The sequence below is a fragment of the Mesorhizobium sp. Mes31 genome, from assembly GCF_024519675.1.
Taxonomy (GTDB): domain Bacteria; phylum Pseudomonadota; class Alphaproteobacteria; order Rhizobiales; family Rhizobiaceae; genus Mesorhizobium.
The window spans coordinates 30,291-47,785 of record NZ_JALJRL010000017.1 but is presented as its reverse complement, the minus strand read 5'-3'; the positions used below and the strand labels follow the sequence as shown (position 1 = coordinate 47,785).

The window sequence follows — 17,495 nt, the reverse complement described above, 5'->3', positions numbered from 1 at the left end:
TCGGTCTCGGCCGCCGCATAGACATCAGCGATAGCCAACACACATCACATAATCGCGCAAAAGCGTCTCTTCTTGTTCCACCTCCAGCATGAGGGCCTCAAGCGCATCTCGTGCGTTGAGCACTCCGATCGGTCGAGACTCCGCATCGGTGACGGGGATGTTTTTCAGTCGGCGCTCCTTCATGATCGACCAGGCGTCGTGCAACCAGTCCGTCGGCCGGCAGATGATGACGTCCGCGGTCATAACCGACGATACCGCGATCTGGCAGGTTGAACCTTGGCATCGGCCGACCTGCCTTACGATATCCGTTTTCGTAATCACGCCCTTCAAAAGCCCATCGGGGCCGCAGACAACGACCAGGTCCGATGAACCGCCAAGCAGTCGCGCTGCTTCAAGCAAGGGCGCATCATATCCAATAGTGGCAAGCCTCTTGCGGGCAATGGGCACGACTCTATCAACGAGCATTTGTTCGTCCTTTCCCCTCCATCAGCCGCCCAAGGAGATACGCAACGTGACGACAATGCCAGTTACGGCCAGCGCGAAGCAGCCCAAGCGAATCGCTATCAACACCGGAAATCTCGCTCCGGAATGAACGTAGTCCTCGATTACAACCTGAAGTCCGAGGGCCATGTGATAAAACAGCGCCACCAGCAGCAGCACCATACAGATCGTAGCGGACGGCGTCCTGAGCCAAGTGACGACACCAGCATGGTCCCTGCCAGTGACGGTGATCACAGACGCCAGGAACCATATAGTCAGAGGAACCAGTGCAATAGCCGTTACGCGCTCGGCCCACCAATGCCCGACGCCTTTGCTGGCCGAGCCGAGCCCGGTCGCGCGGCTTAGCGGTGAGCGCGTATCCTGCTTGTGCACCTTCTTATCCTGCCATGTAGATGCTGAGCGCCCATGTTGCCCCCGTGAGCAAAAAGCTTGTTATGACCACTGCCCAGCCGGAGGCATAGATCGTGCGAAGTTGAAAACCATATCCCGCGTCCCAGAACAAATGCCGGATCCCGCCGCAGAGATGCATGAAGAAGGAAAACAGGCCTGAGATCATTAAACCCTGCCCGATCCAGGATCCTGTGACACTTTGAACGGTGGCGAATTCTTGCGAACCGGTGGCGACGGCAGAAAGCCAGACCACCAGGAACACCGCGAAAGCGCTCAGGACGACGCCGGTGATGCGATTGGCGATCGAGAGAACCGAGGTAAGTTGTGGTCGGTAGATTTGAATGTTGGGAGAAAGCGGCCGCATGCGGCTGGTTGTGATCTTCATTTCTTCCCCCTTCCCTCAGCCTGCCCGCTCGACAATCATTTTCTTGATCTCGGCGATAGCCTTGCCTGGGTTCAATCCCTTGGGACATGTGCGTGTGCAGTTGAGGATCGTGTGGCATCTGTAGAGTCGGAAAGGATCCTCCAGATCGTCGAGCCGTTCGCCAGTCGCCTCGTCGCGGCTGTCAATGAGCCAGCGGTAGGCATGCAGCAGCGCGGCAGGACCGAGGAAGCGATCGCCATTCCACCAATGACTGGGGCATCCCGACGTACAGCAGAAGCAGAGAATGCACTCATAGTAGCCGTCAAGCTGAGCTCTTTCGGCCGGCGACTGAAGGCGCTCGTGTTCCGGCGCGGTCGCTTTGCAATGGAGCCAGGGTTCGATGAGGCCGTATTGGGCAAATACGTGCGTGAGGTCGGGAACCAGATCCTTGATGATCCTCATATTGCTTAAGGGATAGATTGTTGCTGGCTTCTCTGTATCCGCTATGAATCTTGTGCACGCCAGCCAGTTCGTGCCGTCGATGTTCATCGCACAGGAGCCGCACACGCCTTCGCGGCATGAGCGGCGAAACGTTAGGGTCGGGTCGACCTTGTTCTTGATCCAGATGAGGGCGTCCAGAACCATCGGGCCGCAGTCGTCGAGATCGATTTCGAAGATGTCTATGACCGGATTGTCGCCGGAGTCGGGATCGTAGCGGTAAATCTCGAATGTCTTTACACGCGCTGCGCCCGCCGCAGGCACAGGCCAGAGTTTCCCTTTTCCTATTCGAGATTCTTTACCGACGCCTAGTTTTCTAGGCAGCGGAAACCGCTTCAAGACCGTCACTTGGGGAAGCTGGTCTGAGGATTCGATGAGAAAGGGGCTCCTTTTATCCTCGTTCATCCGCTTGGCTTTCGAAGTGCTTTGGGCAGAGCGCGATCGCCAAAATCGACGGCAGATCGCTGGATGATCCGTCCGGCGTCGTCGACAATGACCTGGAACCGACGATTGCCTAAAAAGAATGTCAGCCGTAAGCGCCCGGCATCTGCACCTTCTCCGCGCTCATGCCTGCTCGCTATCTTGCCTTCCCGAATGAGAGGCTGGACAACCGAAGGGTCAACACCGAGCCCCTTGCCAATGATCGCGGCATCGACCTGCACTTCATCATCTTCGAATTTGATCGTCGCCATCATCAATCACTGTGCGGCGGCCCTTCAAGAGCGGCCATTTGTAGTGCGCCGATCAGTATCGGCAGGAGACTGCTGCGCAGTCCCACGTCAGACTCGATCAGCTTGTTGCCTGCCCATCGTTCGTCTTTGGCTTGAGCATCGCCAGTTTCCTTTCCGAAAGAGGCGGGAATGCAATGAAAGGTAAACCACCGGCTTCGGGCTCAGTGTCGGCTATCTCGATTCGTCAGCAGATAATGCCCGTTTCCCTTCTTCATTTAAGGAATCAATTATCGCTCCCGGCTACAAAAGTGGCCGTCGGCTCGACCCGCGGACCGCGCCGTTCTCGGCTGGCGAGGCGACGCCAATTCGCAGAAAAGAATGCTGCCAGCGTATAACGGTCGGAAGTGCTCTGGAAAGAGGGCGATCGCTTCGCCGCATATGCCGGAAAAGTTTGCGATGACGGCCAGTGCGCAGCGCATTGGTTTCAGGCGACGACCGGGTTCGCCGCCGAAGGCTATGACCTAGCCGACAATGTTGATGTGGTTGTGGACCCTGACGACGCCAGGCGCTCGCCAGGCGGTTCGCTCGGCCTCCTGCTTTTCTGACCACGAGCTTACCGCTCCGACGAGGATCACTTCGCCGCCATCGGCGGTGACGCTGATATGCTGCGCGTCGACCTCCGCGCTTCGCTTGAAGGCATTTTCGATCTTGGCCTTGATCTCCACGGGTGCCACGCGCGGCTTTAGCACCACGCGATTAATGACGCCTTTGACGCCGTGCAGTTTGCGCGTGGCGGATTCAGCCTGATTGCGCTGATATTGCCACTCGGCGTCGCCCTCCAGGGTAAGCCAACCATCTTTCGCGATGACCTTGAACCGATCGTGGGAGGAGGGAAGCTCGATGGAGATTGCCTCGATTGCGGCCCGCGCGAGTTCCGGATCTGTCTTTTGATGGCTGGATGGAAGGTGAACTTCAATGTCGTTGGCGATGCCGAGGACACCTTTGACTCGCTTCGCCGCATTCTCCGCCTCGTACTTCTGCATATATAAAGGCACGTAGCCCGTAAGCGAGACGACGCCCTTTTTGACGGTGACACCGACGTCGGTGGCATTGATGTCGGGGTCCCATTTCAGTTCGCTTTCCAGGTCTTGCTTAATATCTCTGTCGAATCGCATGTCACAGTTCCTTATAGTGGATCAACACTCGGCACCTGCACGCCTCGAGAAAGGTCGCCTTGACGCAGACGGACGACGTTACTGCTCTGGCACCCGGCGACACCGGCATCCGATATTGCCGATGCGCCGCTCTAGAGCCTCGTCATTCTTTCAGAACAAGGCAAACGAAATTTATGATGATTTCAGCGCAATTATCTTGCAGTCATTTTCGGTTCCAATGGCGACACGACGCGGCCCTTCCCTTTTTGATTTTCCATGTGTTTCCGATGAAGCCTTCGCGCCCGGCCGAGCGGGGTGATCGCTTCGTTCGTAAAGTGGCTTTTCGACAAAGCGGCGAGGTCCGCATTGCCAGCGAGCGAGGATCTGGAACGACAGTCGATCTCATGTTCCCGCCGGGACTACTTTCAGCATCGACAAGAGGGACAACGCTTCAAGCAGCCAGCAATGTCGGGGCAAACGCGGAATTATGCCGGTTCGGCGTTGCCATTTGAAATGGAATGCAGTCCAGCCAAGGCAGGGCCTAATATGAGTTCATCGGCGTTAGCAGATTGCACCGCATAGACCGGGTAGGAAAACTGCGGCGCTTCGGGCACGAGATGAAGCTGACCAGCCTCAATATGAGGCTCGACCACCCTCATCCTGAAATAACCGGATCCGCCAGCCGAAAGAATATAATTGAGCGCAAGCGGGCCAAGATCCATCAAAAGATCTGGCGCGACATCCGGGAAATTCATCCCATGATGAAGCGTGAAATCCGGCCCCCAATCTACGTGCACGTAGTCTATGCGGTCCACCAGGCGTGCTTCAGGGTTGGTTGTCACGAGAACGAGTTTTTCGTCCATGAGCAGATCGATCTTCAGGCCGGGCCGATGCTGGGGCGCATACATGACTGCCACGTCGACGAGCCCGGATGCGACTTGATTGATCAAATCCTGCGGCACATCGACGTGTACCCGAAGTGCGATATCCGGAAGGGATCGACGCATCCATCGAACCCAGTCGAGCAGAAGGGGTTCAGCAAGACTGACTTCGCTGCCGACAGTCAGAACGGCGCGACGGCCGGGCGGGACAGCAACCTGATGAAGCGTGCGCTGCCATAGCTGGACGAACATCGGAGCGTGGCGCAGGAACTGCTCGCCGGCGGGAGTGAGCGAAGCTCCGCCTTTGTTCCGGACGAAAAGAGGGCGGCCTAGTTGTTGCTCAAGGCTGCGAATTCGCGCGCTCACGGTCGTCTGAGCAACATTCAAACGCCTTGAAGCTCGAATGAAGCTTCCGCTGGAAACAATCTCAAGAAAAGAGCGGGCGAGCTCGACGTCCATAGGCCATCATAACATAAAAATTGCGTTTAATTGTCAGTTAAATTGCGCTCCGAAATAGACCCTCCGGATTTCTCTACGCGGCCATACGAGCGAGCGATATCGCGGTCCGATGGCAATCAACGCTCCCATCTATCATAAAAACTGCACTGATTTGTCGATTAAATTCGTTTGCTAGGTAGTAAGCGCGAGCATTAGGCTTCGGGGAAATCCACCAAGCTTAGCGCTGGATGCTGCGCAGCGCCGGTTGGAGCGGGCGCAAGCTTTCTCCATCCTCCCCATCGTTTGCCTGCAGCGTCACAGGAGAGATCATGTCGACGAGAGAAAAGAGCCAAGGCGATGTGGGGCGTCGCGACTTTCTGAAGCTGTTCGGCGCGGCCGGAGCTGCCGGAGCGGCAGCGAGTACTTTGCCGCTTGGCGGATCCGCATCGGCGGACGAAATCATGGCTGCGACCGCCACAGATACAAAACATCACTACGCCGCCACCGAACCTCATGTTGGAGGCTCTGGCTATGAATTCTTCAATGTGGACGAATCCGCCTTCATCGAAGCGGCGGTCGATACGCTCCTTCCAAGTGATTCAACAGGCCCCGGCGCCAAGGAACTCGGCGTTGCGACTTACATCGACCGGCAGATGGCCGGTGGATACGGCAAGGGTGACCGCCTGTATCTGGAAGGGCCATTTGGCGAGGGTACGCCCGAGCAGGGCTATCAATTGCCCATAACGCCATCGGAACTGATCCGGGCCGGCATCGCCGACGTCAATGCCTTCGTGCAGAAAAACCACAAGAGCACCTTCGACGGCCTTTCGGCAAAAGATCGTGCCGCGGTGCTGGCCGATCTCGAGGGCGGGAAGGTCGAACTCCCAACCGTGCCGACCGCGACCTTCTTCGGACTGCTGCTTCAGCTGACGATCGAGGGCTATTTCGCCGACCCGATGTATGGCGGGAACAAGGACAGGGCGGCCTGGAAGATGATCGGGTTCCCAGGCGCAGACGCCATGTACATGGACAAGATCGAACCCTTCCGGAACAGGCCCTACAAGGCTGAACCCAAAGGCATTCAGGACCTCATCTAGCCGACGGAAAAGGAGACTATAACATGGCCACCAAGCTCAACGCTGTCGATGTCCTGATTGTCGGCCTTGGATGGACAGGCGGCATCATCGCCAAGGAGCTCGCGTCGACTAAGCTGAAAATCGTCGCCCTTGAGCGGGGAGGCCCACGTGACACCAATCCGGACTTCATCGACCCGCAGATCCATGACGAGCTGCGCTACGCCGCCCGCTACGACCTCATGCAGAACGTGCGGCGGGAAACCATCACATTCCGCAACAGTGAATCGCAAACGGCGCTGCCGATGCGTCAACTCGGCTCGTTCCTGCCCGGCCAGGGCGTTGGCGGCGCAGGCGTTCACTGGAACGGCGTCACCTGGCGCTGGCTCGAATGGGACCACCAGGCGCGTACCAGGACGGTCGACAAATATGGCGAAAAGATCATTCCTTCGGACATGCATCTGCAGGACTGGCCGATCACCTATGACGATCTCGAACCCTACTACGACAAATTCGAAAAAACCTGCGGCACCTCCGGCAAGGCCGGCAATATTAATGGCCGGAAGATCGATGGTGGCAACATCTTCGAGGGATCGCGAAAGGACGAGTACCCCAATCCGCCGATGATTGCCGCGCAGAGCATGGTGATGTTCGAGAAGGCGGCCCGCAATCTCGGCTACCACCCTTTCCCCAATCCCTCGTCAAACGCGTCACGGGATTACGTCAATCCCGATGGCGTGGCCTTCGGCCAGTGTCACTATTGTGGCTTCTGCGAGCGTTTCGGCTGCGAGGCGAATGCCAAGGCGAGCCCGCATTTCACCGTCATTCCGCTGGCGGTGAAGAACCCGAATTTCGAGCTGCGCACCAACTCGATCGTGCTGAAGGTCAATCTCGACTCGACCCGCAAGAAGGCGGTCAGCGTCACCTATCTCGACGCACGCGGGCGGGAGTTCGAACAGCCTGCCGACCTCATCATCCTCTCGGCTTATGCGCTCGGCAACGTCAACCTGCTGCTGCATTCGGGGATAGGCCTGCCCTATGACCCGGCAACGGGAAAAGGCGTGGTCGGCCGCAACTATGCCTATCAGTGCGGTGGAGGAGCTACGGCCTTCTTCGACAAGGATACTATCCTGAACCGCTTCATGGGCGCAGGCGCGCTCGGCACGACCATGGACGATTTCAACGGCGACAACTACGATTTCGTGAAAGCCGGCTACATCGGCGGCGGCGGGATCAGCTGCAGCAACTCGGGCGCCCGGCCCATCCAGTCGCATCCAACACCGCATGGCACCCCGCGTTGGGGTTCTGAGTGGAAAAAGGCAGTGGTCGACAACTATGACCACGCGGCCAGCGTAGGCAATCAAGGCGCCGTGATGGCCTACCGACAGAACTATCTCAGCCTCGATCCGACCTACACCGACGTCTTTGGGCGTCCACTGATGAGGATGACGTTCGACTTCCAAGACAATGAGGTGAAGCAGATGAACGGTCAGGCTGACATCTGCGTGAAGATCGCCAAGGAGATGGGTGCGACCAAGGTCGATCGGAGCATTCCCCCCGTGCCCTATTCGATCGTGCCTTATCAAAGCACGCACAACACAGGCGGGGCAGTCTTTGGCGCCGATCCGAACACCAGCGTTCTGAACAAATATCTTCAGGTCTGGGATGTTCCAAACGTGTTCGTCACCGGCGCTTGCGTGTTTCCCCAGAACGCGGGGAAGAACCCGACCGGACCGGTAGGCGCTCTTGCCTACTGGGCGGTGGACGCGATCAAGAACCAGTATCTGAAGAACCCTGGCCCACTAGTTTCCTCCTGAGGCAACGCCTGCCGGATCCGCGGTTCGGGTCCGGCAGGCTGTGTGTGTTTTGAACCCGATATTGCAGGAGGCCGGTTCGGCCGGAACCGGCCCGCCGCTCACTGAAAGAAGCAACCATGAAATCGACCATGCTTGGATTGGCGACCGCAATTCTCACTGCAGTCGGATCGGCCCATGCTGAGGATTCGTCCCCCGGCAACGCCGAAGCCGGCGCCGTCGTCTTCAGGAGGTGCATGGCCTGCCACAAGGTCGGCCCTGACGCAAAGAGCGGAGTAGGTCCGGTCTTGAACGGGGTCGTCGGCCGAGGGGCCGGCGCGTATCCCGATTACAATTATTCCACGGCGAACAAGAATTCGGGTCTGACCTGGGATGAACCGACGCTGACGACCTACCTGCGCGCCCCGCGCAAACTGGTGCCCGGCACAAAGATGACATTCGCCGGTCTCAGCAAGGACCAGGAGGTTGCCGACGTGATCGCCTATCTGAAACAGTTCAACGCTCAAGGACAGAAGGTCGGCCCCTGAGTCAGGGGGACCTGTCCCGGCTGCAAAGTACAACCTTTATGAAGTTCATCCTGCACCAGGGTCTGGGGTATTCTACGGTTCATCAGATCGGTGACTACCTGCGCAGCCATGGTGCGGGACGCCACTGGATCGAGCGATATCGCGGCGACATCTTCGTATTCGCATCAGATCAAGCCGACGGGGTAATCCTTAGAAACGAATTCGCCGGCCTTCTCGATGCTGTCAACGACACGGAGACCGACAGGACACGACGTCGATGAGCGAAAAAATCTTAGTCGAGAGAGTAAAATTGAAACGGGCATATGAGAGCCCTACTGCCGACGATGGCAAGCGAGTGTTGGTTGACCGGCTTTGGCCGCGCGGAGTCAAGAAGACCGAGGCCGCCATCGACCATTGGATGAAGGAACTCGCGCCAAGCACCGAGCTTCGAAAATGGTTCGGACACGATCCGGCCCGCTGGGAGGAATTCCGCCGGCGATATGCGGCGGAAATCCATGAGCATCGCGATGAACTCGACCGACTGCGCGACATGATACGGCAGGGCGCCGTCACACTCGTCTACTCGGCTCATGACGAGGCCCACAACGATGCCGTCGTCCTCAGAGAGATCTTGCTGAGACATCGATAGAGACGCCACGTCTCTCCTGCACTGCCATTGCCTTCAAAGACATAGGGCGTGGATCACAACAGCGAGAGCAAATCATCTTTCCGGAAACCAAACTAAAGAAACCCCATCAAATCATCGATGGACGTATTCACGTTGCGGAGAAAGACAATGAAGTTCTTTATCGATACAGCCGATATTTCTGAAATTCGTGAGCTTGCTGCTGCCGGCTTTCTCGACGGGGTGACCACGAACCCATCCCTTATCGCAAAGACCGGCAGGCCGATCAGGGATGTGATCAAGGAGATTTGCAAGACAATCGAGGGCCCGGTTTCAGCGGAAGTCACCGCGATCCACTTCGACGGTATGATCGCCGAGGGAGAGCTTTTGGCCGGCATTGCCGCCAATGTGGCCGTCAAGGTGCCATCGACTTGGGATGGGTTCAGGGCTTGCCGGGCTCTTAGTCAGCTCGGACACAAGGTCAATGTCACCCTGTGCTTTTCAGCCAACCAGGCACTCCTCGCAGCCAAGGCAGGCGCGACCTTCATTTCGCCGTTCGTTGGCAGGCTCGATGATCTTGGTCTGGACGGCATGGAGGTGATCCGGGAAATCCGCAAGATCTACGACAACGACAAATCCTTCACGACGGAAATCCTGGCGTCTTCAATTCGCACCCCTCTCCATGTCAAACAGGCGGCGATCGCAGGCGCCAATATCGCGACCGTGCCACCGGCGGTGCTCAGAAACCTCGCCAAACACCCGCTCACCGACAGGGGACTTGAGTCCTTTCTCGCCGACTGGAGCAAGACAGGGCAAGCGATCCTGTAATCGCCCGCAGCAGGCTTCCCTAGGAGACGCCTTGCCGTCCTCCAGCCACATCATCGTGTGTGTAGGAGGGCCTCGCGAGGACTTGGACCGGCATCACGTGCCGAGGTGCTGATCGTCAGTTGCCAGCGCCGAGGATGTTGGACATGCCATTGTCCTTGGATTCCTTCGCGGCTAACCGGTCAACGATGCCCTTTTTGATGCCATCTACCATTGCCTGAAGCCCAGGCCGCATGGATTCTATCGCTAGTTTTTCAGCGGGCATGTCGACGAACATCCGGTTCGCGGTAAGGCGCGAGCTGACGTCATCGAACATCATGCCAAGCGTGAAGCTTTCATACATGGAAGTCGCCGACCAATGTGTGGGGTCAGAATTATCGACGTCTATCAAGCATCGATGTGACTGATCCATATGTGATATCTGGCTCTGGACTTCGCCGCGTACGCTGCAGCCGAAGTCGACAACGTATCTCCGTTCCGCTGCTTCGTACTCACCGTCCGTGAAGCGAGACCATCGAAAGTCCAGAAGTCCTGGCTGTCCCTGTCTGGTGTAGCCATATGAGTTCCGTGCCTTGATTGAACAGTAAAGTGTGGTGTCGAAATCCTTTTCATTGAGGTCAACACCGTCGCATCGCGCGTACACGAACGACGCGTTCATTGCCAGAAGCAAGTGAGCCTTCTCCTCTCGCGACTCGCATCGGTCAAACAAAAATTCGATCCGGAAGACGCGATCCATAAAGGAATAGACAGTCGCTGTGGCCTCTCTTCCTATTAAGCAAACGGATTTCTCGTTCTCTTGCGTAACATATCGTCGGTCTGAATCTCGGTCTACGCGCGGATTCTCTTCGCCAACTACGAACATCAATGAAATAGCATCGTGCACCGAAACCGGCGAGAATAGGTCAGCCTCGATTGTGGTTCCCAAATCGACCACCTTTACCGGCACAGAGTGCTGCCCTCCATGGGTGCATTTTGCGTTCGCCCCAAGAGCAGCCTCAAGTTCGCAGGCGATTTCTGCAACTGTTCAGACCAGACGAATGCCTGAGCGGAGGCCAACGATGGCATCCAGGGTGAGAGCCGCTACGGCAAGTCTGATTGCGTGCATGGGTATCTCCCTGGATTCCGTGAGGGCTGTCAATCTGCTGCATGCTCGACCCGCAAGAATCGGTGGTCTTTCCTGGACTCCGACGGCTTCACACCCTTCAAGGTATCTGGGCGGGGGCGAGAGCGATCGAGAAGCTCGTCTTCAACGCTCGCCGGGCCACCATTGAAGGCGCGTACGATGGCCTATGGCACAACGTCGCGATGGTGGTGTCGGCGTCGACGAGAAAGGAAAAGCGAGAAGCCAAACCTGCTTCGCAAAGAAGCTGCTGGCAACTTGCCTCCCCAGCAAAAGCCGTTGTTTAACGTATCATAAAAATTGCATTCAATTGCCGATTAAATTCGTTTGCACGATATCTAAGAAGGCGGGAGACTACACTGTGTATGCGGCTCGGTCGCAACGAGTGAGCTGGTCTGGGCCTTTGGCAGTCCTGAAAACCTGACGACGCGCTAGCTAGGCAAAAGATATTGCGATGCTGGTGGGCTTGGGAGTTCCCGCTTCACCGCACACGCGATGACACGGGATCGCCAAGGGAGAAGAAAATGGCTGAGGGCCATAACAAACTGGACGGGCCGGATCTGGCTCAGGGGATCGCGTTCTCCGATCTTGCCGATGGCGGAAAGCTGATAGGCCATTGCGGCGATGAACAGGTGCTGCTGGTGCGCCGTGGGGCCGAGGTCTTCGCCATCGGGGCGACCTGCACGCATTACGGCGGGCCGCTCGTCGACGGTCTTGTGGTGGGGGATACGGTCCGGTGTCCCTGGCATCACGCGTGTTTCGATCTGCGCACTGGCGAGGCCTTGCGGGCGCCTGCCTTCAATCCACTTGCCTGCTGGTCGGTGGAACAACGCGATGAGCGGATATTCGTCGGCGAGAAGCTCAAACGGACGGCTCCGAAACCGCACCCCGGAGGCTCCGGCCAGGTACCCAAGAAAATCGTCATTGTCGGCGGCGGCGCGGCTGGTTTCGCAGCGGCCGAAATGCTGCGGCGGGAGCAGTTCCAAGGCAGCATCGTCATGCTCAGCGACGACCAATCGCCACCCGTCGACCGACCGAACCTCTCTAAGGATTACCTTGCGGGAAAAGCGCCGGAGGACTGGATTCCGCTCCGCGGGGAGAAATTCTACTCAAAAAACAATATCGACCTGCGTCTCAATACGAAGGTCGTTGACATTGACCTGCGTTCCCGCGAGGTCGTCCTCTCCGATGAAGGAAGGATTCCTTATCACAGGCTGCTGGTTGCGACCGGCGCCGAACCGGTTCGCCTGACCATACCCGGCGCCGACTTGCCGCACGTCCACACGTTGCGCTCGTTCGCAGACTGCAAGGCTATCGTCGAGCAGGCCGCCACGGCAGGTCGTGCGATCGTCCTTGGCGCCAGTTTCATAGGACTCGAGGTTGCCGCGGCTCTGCGCGCGCGCGATATCGAGGTTCATGTCGTGGCGCCGGATAAACGGCCCATGGAGCGGATCTTGGGTCCGCAAATGGGTGATTTCATCCGCGCCCTCCATGAGGAGAATGGCGTCGTATTTCATCTTGAGAACACGCCGACCAGCATCGACGGCAGGAAGGTGAAACTTAGCAGCGGCGGTACGCTGGCTGCGGATTTCGTCGTCGTCGGCATCGGCGTGCGGCCGCGGACCGGGCTTGCCGAAACGGCGGGGCTGGTCGTTGACCACGGCGTTGTTGTGGACGCCTTTCTGGAAACGAGCGAGCCAGGGATATTCGCGGCCGGCGACATTGCGCAGTGGCCAGATCCTCACAGTGGCGAGAACATTCGGGTCGAGCATTGGGTGGTTGCAGAGAGGCAGGGCCAAACAGCGGCCCTGAACATGCTCGGCGATCGGGAGAAATTCGCGGCCGTGCCGTTCTTCTGGAGTCAGCATTACGATGTTCCCATCAACTATGTCGGCCATGCCGGACAATGGGATGAGATCGCGGTCGATGGAGACATCACAGCCAAGGATTGTCTGCTGCGCTTCAAACGCAACGGACGCACGCTGGCTGTTGCTTCGATCTTCCGCGACATCGAAAGTCTGAAGGCAGAGGTGGAAATGGAGCACCAGATGGCGACTTAGCAAAGCGCTCTCGGGCACCGCAGTCCGAAGAAGAGTGCAATGAGAAATGGCGGAGCGGAACGCCGTCGTGACCGAAAGGAGTTCGACCTATGTCCACAATGCAACAGGAACTTAGCACCTCCAATGGTTTGGGCACGGTCGCGCCCGCTCAACATTATTCAATGATCGTCAAATTCATAAAGGCGGTCGCTGAGGACGAGCCCAATGAGACGTCGACGTCGGTTGAAATCTTCTCGATCAATGGCCAGTGGTACTGCCAGGTCCGTCGCGGCGATGAAAAGACCAAGCCGATGGGCCCCTATACCAAACTACAGGCTGAGCGGATCCAGGAAGCTCGGAGAATGTTGATCGCCAAAAAAGGTACTGCTCGGATCATGTTCGAGTAGGGCGAGGAACATCGACGGCCACGCCAGCCGGCGAACGCTTCATGACGATGATCGTTGTGACGCCGAGCTTTTTGAGGCGTTGCGCAGAGCTCCGTTCTTCTAACGTTTGATGACAGCTGACGCGCCGCGTTTTGCGGCGCATCGCCGGTTGGCGTTTCTCCCTTAGCAGGATCGACTCATTACCCATCCAAGGAAGGAAATCCAATGGCCTACAAGTCAATCGTCCTCAATCTCGACATCGACGGTATGGTCGCTCCTGTTATCAAGCTCGGTGTCGATTTGGCCCAGCGATTCGATGCGCGTCTGATTGGACTTTCCGCTGCCGACGTTCCTCCGCCCGTTGTGATGGAGGGAGGAGTGGCCTTCGATGGAGAGAGCATGATGCGCCAGCGCAAGAACATCGAGCGACGAATTGAGGACCTGCGCGTGGAATTCGAAGGCCTTGCTGGCGCAACGGTTGATACCGAATGGCGTGGGGCGGTGGGCAATCCGACCCGCTTGTTGATCGACTCGGCGCGCGTGGCCGATCTCATCGTCACAGCGTCGCCCGAGGGCGCCTCTTCTGGCAACGTTCATCGTTCCACCGATCTCGGCAACCTGATCCTTCAAGCGGGACGGCCTGTATTTGTCGCCTCAACCAACCAGGAAAATTTCCGCATGAACCAGGTTCTTGTCGGATGGAAGGACACGCGTGAAGCCAGGCGTGCGGTTACTGATGCTATGCCCTTTTTGCAAATGGCCCAGGAGGTTCGTGTCGTTACGATCGACAATGACGTAACCGACGAAACCTGGAACAGTCTGGATGATGTTGTTGCCCTACTTTCCTTTCACGGCGTAAAGGCGAAGGCGGAAGTGTTTCCGGAAAAATCCGATGGCGGAACGATCGCCGATGTGGCCGCAGCGATGCATGCGGATCTGATCATATCCGGCGCCTATGGCCACAGCAGGTTCAGGGAGTGGATCTTCGGCGGTGCTACCCGCTCGCTGCTGGAAAATGATCGATTGAACCGGGTCATGTCGAATTGATCACGTTGCCCGAGAGGTCGGTGCGCCTGCCCCGGCGGAGCGTTTCGCCGCGCCGTCCCCGGAGCGAGTTGCACGCCGAGGCTGTAGGATCGAGTAAGGAGGCTTTTCATGAACTCCAGTATACCTGACATTGACTATTTGGACTTCGGCATTGGCATCCTTCTGAGCCAGCTCGCAGATGGCGCCATGCTCGCCGGCCATGTTGACAACGAGCCCGTCTTGCTGGCGCGCCGCGGCGAGGAGATATTCGCCGTTGGATCGGTTTGCACGCACTACGGCGCACCACTCGCCGATGGCCTCCTCGTCGACGACACTGTTCGTTGTCCCTGGCATCATGCCTGCTTCAGTCTGCGCACGGGGGAGGTGCTCCGCTCCCCTGCCCTGACATCCATCCCGTGTTTTGATGTCGAGCGTAAAGATGGCCGCATACGGGTTCGGGCGCGGCGCAAGCCCGCATCGCGCCGGTCGCTTCCAGCCAACACCGGCCTGCCCGACTCGATCGTGATCGTCGGCGGTGGCGCTGCTGGCCAAGCGGCCGCTGAAACCCTCCGGCGTGAGGGCTACAACGGGCGGCTGACGATGCTGAGCGCCGATACGTCGGCCCCTTGCGACCGGCCTAACCTGTCGAAGGGGTATCTCACGGGGACCGCCTCGGACGACTCGAATCCGCTGCGCACGGCTGAATTCTACCAAGCTCAGGACATCGAGCTGAAGCTGGGTGCGCGTGTGGGTTCTATCGACACAAGGGCACGGCACGTCGAACTCACTGACGGGACCCGATATGCCTATGACGCGTTGCTGCTGGCCACGGGCGCTGAACCCGTGCGGCTGGGTACGGGTGACGAACGGCCTCACGTCCGCTACCTGCGGACGCTTGCCGACGCCCATACGTTGAACGCCGACGCTGTGGCGTCACGTCGCGCCGTGGTGATAGGCGCCAGCTTCATCGGCCTGGAAGTCGCCGCCTCGCTGCGCGCGCGTGGCGTCGACGTCCATGTGGTCGCCCCCGGAGCAATCCCCATGCAGCGGATTCTTGGCGACGATCTCGGGCAGCATATCCGGACGCTTCACGAACATCATGGTGTGGTCTTCCACCTCGGCACGACGGCGGCTTCGATCGGTGTCGGCGGCGTCACCCTGAAGAATGGGGACACACTCGCGGCCGATTTTGTTGTCGCGGGGATCGGCGTGCGCCCAACCCTGACACTGGCCAAGCAGGCCGGGTTGGAGCTCGACCGCGGGGTGACGGTAGACACCTATCTGGAAACCAGCATTCCGGGGATTTTCGCCGCCGGCGACATCGCCCGCTGGCCAGACCGTCGCACGGGTGAGAACATTCGTGTGGAGCATTGGGTCGTCGCTGAGCGCCAGGGGCAGACCGCTGCCCGCAACATGCTCGGCCGCCGCGAGCGGTTCGATTGCGTGCCTTTTTTCTGGACTGAACAGTACGACTTCAGCTTGGCCTACGTCGGCCACGCCGAAGGATGGGACGAGGCAGAAATCGACGGTGATCTCACGGCAAGAGACTGCACAGTCACCTATCGGCGCGGCGGCCAGAAGTTGGCCGAGGCCTTCGTCCATCGGGACTTGGCGGGACTCCGCGCCGAACTGGAGTTCGAGCGGGCGATGGTTAGGAACGAGTGACCGCCAAGATCCAGTCCCTCAGCCTACACCTGAATTGCGTCTGCCCAGGCGGAGCACAGAGAATGACAGAACACAAGAAGGTACCGCGGCGCCGCGCCGCGACGCTCGCGACGACGAAACGGTTTGAGTTGGAATTCGGAGGCTGGTCGCGTCAGCGGTACGATCGTTGAGATTCATACCCAAGACATAGACTACCACACGCATCACGCGAGCCCGCAGTCTCCACAATACGAGATCAAGAGCAGCAAGACCGACCACGTGGCCCTGCACCGCGGCCAGGTGCTCACCCGATTGAGAGACTGACGGGCCCGGCCGCATTGATCGAACCAATCAGGCTGCGTAGGCGTGCGGTCATGACGTTCCGGCCTGCTCCCGTGAAGGTTTCATTGCCGAATAGCAGCCGATGATCCCGCTCGCCGCCGGGCGACAGCCGTTCGACTTCTGGGGTCTCGGAAGCGTCACGGCTGCGGTTCATACGACCGGTGCCGAGTCCCCGCACGTTTATCTTGACGCCGGCTCATGAGGGGCAGCCGCGCCGCCGAGGATGGCAGCAACCCGGGTGCGAAGATGAGGCGCCAATTCGTTCTCGAACCACGGGTTGCGACGCAGCCAAACTGTACTGCGCCACGAAGGGTGAGGCAGCGGTATCACCGTGGGACCATAGGTGCGCCACGCGGCGACGGTCGCGGTCATCGACGGCCCCGAGGTGTGCTGCAACGCCCACCGTTGAGCGTAACTGCCGACCAGGAGCGTCAGTTCCACCCTCGGCAAGCACACCAGAAGCGACCGTCGCCAGAGCGCAGCGCACCGGGGCGGTGGCGGATAGTCGCCGCTTTTGGGATTGGTCCCAGGAAAGCAGAACGCCATCGGGGCCACGCCAATATGTGGGTCCCCATAGAAGGCGCTGCGATCCAGTCCAAGCCACTCCCGCAACCGGTCACCGGAAGCGTCGTCGAACGGCAGTCCACTTTCATGCACGCGTCGCCCTGGCGCTTGCCCGCAGATCAAGAGCCGGGTCTCGGAGGTAACCTGCACCACCGGGCGGGGTTCATGGCTGAATTCCCCAGCACATGCGCTACAGGCACGAATGTTCGAGAGGAGCGAGTCGAGTTGCGAATATTCTGAGCTAGCGCATGTTTTGGGGCTCTGCAGGTCGAATTTAGTTGCAGCAACGTCCACCAGGTCGTTCCATTCCTGTAATTGTCCTACCCTGCAACCATTTCAACGACTAACCAATGAATGTGGGAGCCAGGGTAAGATACGTTCTAGGTCCATGTCTCGCAAGGTGTGCTCATGCGCGAGACGAGAGAACCCATCCGTGGCATCATGTCCAAACAGGAGGACGGCCGCGATGACGAACAACAGTACGGCGATCACTCGATAAAGGGTTTCCGATTTGAGGCGGGTCGCCCGCCCACCCTGGCAGTTTGAAATTCTTGCCGCACAATTGGCCTCGGATCTAGCCTCTTTGCGCTTCCAGTCAGCCGTTGCAACAACCTCATTCATAGTGGTCTTTTGG

The 17,495-nt window shown here is 58.5% G+C and carries 20 protein-coding genes and 1 pseudogene; 11 read left to right on the top strand and 10 right to left on the bottom strand.

Features of this window, described 5'->3' with window-relative positions; all coding sequences use genetic code 11:
• Positions 1-24: 24 nt before the first annotated feature.
• The 7 genes from NR193_RS24945 to NR193_RS24915 form a co-directional block, all read right to left on the bottom strand.
• Entirely contained in the window at positions 25-465 is a 441-nt protein-coding gene (locus tag NR193_RS24945) for a cyclic nucleotide-binding/CBS domain-containing protein (RefSeq protein WP_256753409.1), read from the bottom strand.
• Between the two features lie 21 nt (positions 466-486).
• Entirely contained in the window at positions 487-873 is a 387-nt protein-coding gene (gene sdhD / locus NR193_RS24940) for a succinate dehydrogenase, hydrophobic membrane anchor protein (protein WP_256753408.1), read from the bottom strand.
• A 4-nt stretch (positions 874-877) separates the two neighbouring features.
• A complete protein-coding gene (gene sdhC / locus NR193_RS24935) occupies positions 878-1,276 on the bottom strand; it encodes a succinate dehydrogenase, cytochrome b556 subunit (protein ID WP_256753407.1) in 399 nt (132 codons plus the stop codon).
• Positions 1,277-1,291: 15 nt separating this feature from the next.
• On the bottom strand, positions 1,292-2,092 hold the full coding sequence (locus NR193_RS24930; protein WP_375162737.1) for a succinate dehydrogenase iron-sulfur subunit: 801 nt from the start codon (positions 2,090-2,092) through the stop codon (positions 1,292-1,294).
• A gap of 62 nt (positions 2,093-2,154) precedes the next feature.
• A complete protein-coding gene (locus tag NR193_RS24925; protein WP_256753405.1) occupies positions 2,155-2,445 on the bottom strand; it encodes a DUF6522 family protein in 291 nt (96 codons plus the stop codon).
• A 500-nt stretch (positions 2,446-2,945) separates the two neighbouring features.
• Entirely contained in the window at positions 2,946-3,599 is a 654-nt protein-coding gene (locus NR193_RS24920; RefSeq protein ID WP_256753404.1) for a BON domain-containing protein, read from the bottom strand.
• Between the two features lie 464 nt (positions 3,600-4,063).
• On the bottom strand, positions 4,064-4,918 hold the full coding sequence (locus NR193_RS24915; RefSeq protein WP_256753403.1) for a LysR family transcriptional regulator: 855 nt from the start codon (positions 4,916-4,918) through the stop codon (positions 4,064-4,066).
• A gap of 227 nt (positions 4,919-5,145) precedes the next feature.
• On the opposite strand from NR193_RS24915, the gene NR193_RS24910 reads away from it, so the two are divergent.
• The 6 genes from NR193_RS24910 (at position 5,146) to fsa (ending at position 9,743) form a co-directional block, all read left to right on the top strand.
• Positions 5,146-5,994, top strand: coding sequence for a gluconate 2-dehydrogenase subunit 3 family protein (locus tag NR193_RS24910; RefSeq protein ID WP_256753402.1), 849 nt, complete (start codon positions 5,146-5,148; stop codon positions 5,992-5,994).
• A 23-nt stretch (positions 5,995-6,017) separates the two neighbouring features.
• Entirely contained in the window at positions 6,018-7,787 is a 1,770-nt protein-coding gene (locus NR193_RS24905; protein ID WP_256753401.1) for a GMC family oxidoreductase, read from the top strand.
• A 116-nt stretch (positions 7,788-7,903) separates the two neighbouring features.
• A complete protein-coding gene (locus NR193_RS24900; RefSeq protein ID WP_256753400.1) occupies positions 7,904-8,311 on the top strand; it encodes a cytochrome c family protein in 408 nt (135 codons plus the stop codon).
• 38 nt (positions 8,312-8,349) lie between these two features.
• The gene (locus NR193_RS24895) at positions 8,350-8,571 is read left to right on the top strand and encodes a hypothetical protein (protein ID WP_256753399.1); all 222 of its coding nucleotides are present in this window, start codon (positions 8,350-8,352) and stop codon (positions 8,569-8,571) included.
• Positions 8,568-8,939, top strand: coding sequence for a DUF488 domain-containing protein (locus NR193_RS24890; protein ID WP_256753398.1), 372 nt, complete (start codon positions 8,568-8,570; stop codon positions 8,937-8,939). The genes NR193_RS24895 and NR193_RS24890 overlap by 4 nt, the downstream gene beginning before the upstream one ends.
• Positions 8,940-9,086: 147 nt before the next feature.
• Complete coding sequence (gene fsa, locus NR193_RS24885) at positions 9,087-9,743, top strand: fructose-6-phosphate aldolase (protein ID WP_256753397.1); 657 nt, start codon at positions 9,087-9,089, stop codon at positions 9,741-9,743.
• 115 nt (positions 9,744-9,858) lie between these two features.
• Here the strand turns inward: fsa and NR193_RS24880 are convergent, their stop codons facing one another.
• On the bottom strand, positions 9,859-10,083 hold the full coding sequence (locus NR193_RS24880) for a hypothetical protein (protein ID WP_256753396.1): 225 nt from the start codon (positions 10,081-10,083) through the stop codon (positions 9,859-9,861).
• Positions 10,084-11,384: 1,301 nt separating this feature from the next.
• Between NR193_RS24880 and NR193_RS24875 the strand changes: the two genes are divergently transcribed.
• The 5 genes from NR193_RS24875 to NR193_RS24855 all read left to right on the top strand — a co-directional run bounded on the left by NR193_RS24875 (position 11,385) and on the right by NR193_RS24855 (position 16,279).
• Positions 11,385-12,920, top strand: a complete 1,536-nt coding sequence (locus NR193_RS24875; protein WP_256753395.1) for an FAD-dependent oxidoreductase — start codon at positions 11,385-11,387, stop codon at positions 12,918-12,920.
• A gap of 89 nt (positions 12,921-13,009) precedes the next feature.
• Positions 13,010-13,306, top strand: coding sequence for a hypothetical protein (locus NR193_RS24870; protein ID WP_256753394.1), 297 nt, complete (start codon positions 13,010-13,012; stop codon positions 13,304-13,306).
• 204 nt (positions 13,307-13,510) lie between these two features.
• Complete coding sequence (locus tag NR193_RS24865) at positions 13,511-14,332, top strand: universal stress protein (protein ID WP_256753393.1); 822 nt, start codon at positions 13,511-13,513, stop codon at positions 14,330-14,332.
• A 108-nt stretch (positions 14,333-14,440) separates the two neighbouring features.
• Positions 14,441-15,976 (top strand): FAD-dependent oxidoreductase, encoded by a 1,536-nt coding sequence (locus NR193_RS24860; protein WP_256753392.1) that lies wholly within the window; start codon positions 14,441-14,443, stop codon positions 15,974-15,976.
• A gap of 123 nt (positions 15,977-16,099) precedes the next feature.
• Positions 16,100-16,279 carry a DUF2945 domain-containing protein gene (locus NR193_RS24855; RefSeq protein WP_256753391.1) on the top strand — a complete coding sequence of 60 codons (180 nt, stop codon included), beginning with the start codon at positions 16,100-16,102 and terminating at the stop codon, positions 16,277-16,279.
• 198 nt (positions 16,280-16,477) lie between these two features.
• On the opposite strand, the gene NR193_RS24850 is transcribed toward NR193_RS24855, so the two are convergent.
• Together NR193_RS24850 and NR193_RS24845 are read right to left on the bottom strand one after the other, a co-directional pair.
• A complete protein-coding gene (locus NR193_RS24850; RefSeq protein WP_306280479.1) occupies positions 16,478-17,128 on the bottom strand; it encodes a uracil-DNA glycosylase family protein in 651 nt (216 codons plus the stop codon).
• Between the two features lie 159 nt (positions 17,129-17,287).
• Positions 17,288-17,392 (bottom strand): annotated as a pseudogene (locus NR193_RS24845) (sulfite exporter TauE/SafE family protein); the annotation flags it as partial.
• Positions 17,393-17,495 lie beyond the last annotated feature (103 nt).